Source organism: Streptomyces sp. NPDC101393 (assembly GCF_044767385.1).
In the GTDB taxonomy this organism is placed as follows: Bacteria; Actinomycetota; Actinomycetes; order Streptomycetales; family Streptomycetaceae; genus Streptomyces.
In genome coordinates this window covers 1-3,197 of sequence record NZ_JBIWNU010000021.1, presented here as the reverse complement: position 1 = coordinate 3,197, position 3,197 = coordinate 1, and the positions used below count along the sequence as shown (strand labels likewise).

Here is a 3,197-nt window from a genome sequence, read left to right as displayed (position 1 = left end):
GACGGGTGGCTGGTCGTTGCTTGAGAACTGCACAGTGGACGCGAGCATCTGTGGCCAAGTTTTTAAGGGCGCACGGTGGATGCCTTGGCACCAGGAACCGATGAAGGACGTGGGAGGCCACGATAGGCCCCGGGGAGCTGTCAACCAAGCTTTGATCCGGGGGTGTCCGAATGGGGAAACCCGGCAGCCGTCATGGGCTGTCACCCGCTGCTGAACACATAGGCAGTGTGGAGGGAACGCGGGGAAGTGAAACATCTCAGTACCCGCAGGAAGAGAAAACAACAGTGATTCCGGGAGTAGTGGCGAGCGAAACCGGATGAGGCCAAACCAGTCACGTGTGATACCCGGCAGGGGTTGCGTGGTTGGGGTTGTGGGATTTCTTTTTCATTGTCTGCCGGCAGTGAGACGAGTCAGAAACCGTTGGTGTAGGCGAAGGGCATGCGAAAGGCCCGGCGTAGAGGGTAAGACCCCCGTAGCTGAAACATTAACGGCTCGTTTAAGAAACACCCAAGTAGCACGGGGCCCGAGAAATCCCGTGTGAATCTGGCGGGACCACCCGTTAAGCCTAAATATTCCCTGGTGACCGATAGCGGATAGTACCGTGAGGGAATGGTGAAAAGTACCGCGGGAGCGGAGTGAAATAGTACCTGAAACCGTGTGCCTACAAGCCGTGGGAGCGTCGCGCATCGAGCTTGCTCGGTGCGTCGTGACTGCGTGCCTTTTGAAGAATGAGCCTGCGAGTTTGCGGTATGTTGCGAGGTTAACCCGTGTGGGGAAGCCGTAGCGAAAGCGAGTCCGAATAGGGCGTTGAGTAGCGTGCCCAAGACCCGAAGCGGAGTGATCTAGCCATGGGCAGGTTGAAGCGGAGGTAAGACTTCGTGGAGGACCGAACCCACCAGGGTTGAAAACCTGGGGGATGACCTGTGGTTAGGGGTGAAAGGCCAATCAAACTCCGTGATAGCTGGTTCTCCCCGAAATGCATTTAGGTGCAGCGTCGTGTGTTTCTTGCCGGAGGTAGAGCACTGGATAGGCGATGGGCCCTACCGGGTTACTGACCTTAGCCAAACTCCGAATGCCGGTAAGTGAGAGCGCGGCAGTGAGACTGTGGGGGATAAGCTCCATGGTCGAGAGGGAAACAGCCCAGAGCATCGACTAAGGCCCCTAAGCGTGTGCTAAGTGGGAAAGGATGTGGAGTCGCAGAGACAACCAGGAGGTTGGCTTAGAAGCAGCCATCCTTGAAAGAGTGCGTAATAGCTCACTGGTCAAGTGATTCCGCGCCGACAATGTAGCGGGGCTCAAGCACACCGCCGAAGTCGTGTCATTGCAGTACATACCCCCAACGGGGACTGTGATGGGTAGGGGAGCGTCGTGTGCCGGGTGAAGCAGCCGTGGAAACGAGTTGTGGACGGTTCACGAGTGAGAATGCAGGCATGAGTAGCGATACACACGTGAGAAACGTGTGCGCCGATTGACTAAGGGTTCCTGGGTCAAGCTGATCTGCCCAGGGTAAGTCGGGACCTAAGGCGAGGCCGACAGGCGTAGTCGATGGACAACCGGTTGATATTCCGGTACCCGCTTTGAAACGCCCAGTATCGAATCCATTAATGCTAAGGCCGTGAAGCCGGCCTGGAGTCTTCGGACAAAGGGACGTGGTGGAGCCGCCGATCCAAGGTGGTAGTAGGTAAGCGATGGGGTGACGCAGGAAGGTAGTCCAGCCCGGGCGGTGGTTGTCCCGGGGTAAGGGTGTAGGCCGTGTGGTAGGTAAATCCGTCACACATTGAGGCTGAGACCTGATGCCGAGCCGATTGTGGTGAAGTGGATGATCCTATGCTGTCGAGAAAAGCCTCTAGCGAGTTTCATGGCGGCCCGTACCCTAAACCGACTCAGGTGGTCAGGTAGAGAATACCGAGGCGTTCGGGTGAACTATGGTTAAGGAACTCGGCAAAATGCCCCCGTAACTTCGGGAGAAGGGGGGCCATTTCTGGTGATCCGATTTACTCGGTGAGCTGGGGGTGGCCGCAGAGACCAGCGAGAAGCGACTGTTTACTAAAAACACAGGTCCGTGCGAAGCCGTAAGGCGATGTATACGGACTGACGCCTGCCCGGTGCTGGAACGTTAAGGGGACCGGTTAGTCACATTTCGGTGTGGCGAAGCTGAGAACTTAAGCGCCAGTAAACGGCGGTGGTAACTATAACCATCCTAAGGTAGCGAAATTCCTTGTCGGGTAAGTTCCGACCTGCACGAATGGCGTAACGACTTCTCGACTGTCTCAACCATAGGCCCGGTGAAATTGCACTACGAGTAAAGATGCTCGTTTCGCGCAGCAGGACGGAAAGACCCCGGGACCTTTACTATAGCTTGATATTGGTGTTCGGTTCGGCTTGTGTAGGATAGGTGGGAGACTTTGAAGCAGCCACGCCAGTGGTTGTGGAGTCATTGTTGAAATACCACTCTGGTCGTGCTGGATGTCTAACCTGGGTCCGTGATCCGGATCAGGGACAGTGTCTGGTGGGTAGTTTAACTGGGGCGGTTGCCTCCTAAAGAGTAACGGAGGCGCCCAAAGGTTCCCTCAGCCTGGTTGGCAATCAGGTGTTGAGTGTAAGTGCACAAGGGAGCTTGACTGTGAGACTGACGGGTCGAGCAGGTACGAAAGTAGGGACTAGTGATCCGGCGGTGGCTTGTGGAAGCGCCGTCGCTCAACGGATAAAAGGTACCCCGGGGATAACAGGCTGATCTTCCCCAAGAGTCCATATCGACGGGATGGTTTGGCACCTCGATGTCGGCTCGTCGCATCCTGGGGCTGGAGTCGGTCCCAAGGGTTGGGCTGTTCGCCCATTAAAGCGGTACGCGAGCTGGGTTTAGAACGTCGTGAGACAGTTCGGTCCCTATCCGCTGTGCGCGTAGGAGTATTGAGAAGGGCTGTCCCTAGTACGAGAGGACCGGGACGGACGAACCTCTGGTGTGCCAGTTGTCCTGCCAAGGGCATGGCTGGTTGGCTACGTTCGGAAAGGATAACCGCTGAAAGCATCTAAGCGGGAAGCCTGCTTCGAGATGAGTACTCCCACCCCCTTTGAGGGGTTAAGGCTCCCAGTAGACGACTGGGTTGATAGGCCAGATATGGAAGACCGGTAACGGTTGGAGTTGACTGGTACTAATAGGCCGAGGGCTTGTCCTCAGTTGCTCGCGTCCACTGTGT

General features: G+C 56.4%; 1 rRNA gene. It reads left to right on the top strand.

From position 1 onward, the window contains the following. The first annotated feature begins 52 nt into the window (after window positions 1–52). Window positions 53–3,176 (top strand): 23S ribosomal RNA (locus tag ACIRQ7_RS36425). Window positions 3,177–3,197 lie beyond the last annotated feature (21 nt).